Raw genomic sequence first — 813 nt, forward strand, 5'->3', positions numbered from 1 at the left:
GACATCGGATATAGCTTGCTATAGAATGATTTGTAATCTTCATCCGAAAGTTCGCTAGGTTTGCGTGTCCACAAAGGAGTGGTGTCATTGATTATATTATCTTCAGCCGTTTCTACCTGTTTGCCGTCTTTCCATTCTTTCTTTTTTCCAAATGCAATAGGAACAGGAAGGAAGCTGCAATATTTCTTCAGAAGTTCGGAGATACGTGCTTCTTCGAGGAATTCTTTGCAGTCGTCATCAATGTATAAGATGATATCTGATCCACGGTCGGCTTTTTCTATTTCTTCAATAGTGAATTCAGGGCTGCCATCACAAGTCCATTTTACGGCTTTTGCATCGTCTCTGTATGATTTAGTGATAATCTCCACTTTCTTTGCAACCATAAAGGCAGAGTAGAAGCCAAGTCCGAAATGTCCGATAATGGCATTTGCATCGTTCTTATACTTCTCCAGGAAGTCATTAGCTCCAGAGAAAGCTATTTGATTGATGTACTTCTCTATTTCTTCTGCAGTCAAACCGATACCACGGTCAGAAATGGTAATAGTATCTTTGCCTAATTCAACGTGAACAGTTAAGTCACCCAGTTCACCTTTGAATTCGCCAATAGAAGCAAGCGTATTCAGCTTCTGAGTGGCATCTACCGCATTGGATACTAACTCGCGCAGAAAAATCTCATGGTCACTGTACAAAAACTTTTTAATGATAGGGAAAATGTTTTCTGTTGTAACCCCAATATTACCTTTTTGCATAATACGTATATTTTTTTAGTTTATCTATTGATTAATTTTAATTGATATTTGTCCATACAGAGAC

General features: G+C 38.1%; 1 protein-coding gene. It reads right to left on the reverse strand.

Annotation, left to right across the window (positions count from 1 at the left end; genetic code table 11):
* Positions 1-749 (reverse strand): ATP-binding protein (locus AB5935_RS27705; protein WP_368328064.1); only part of this gene is annotated, 749 nt, incomplete at its 3' end.
* Positions 750-813 lie beyond the last annotated feature (64 nt).

The organism is Phocaeicola sp. RTP21198st1_B8_RTP21198_201120, from assembly GCF_040929485.1.
GTDB lineage: Bacteria > Bacteroidota > Bacteroidia > Bacteroidales > Bacteroidaceae > Phocaeicola > Phocaeicola dorei.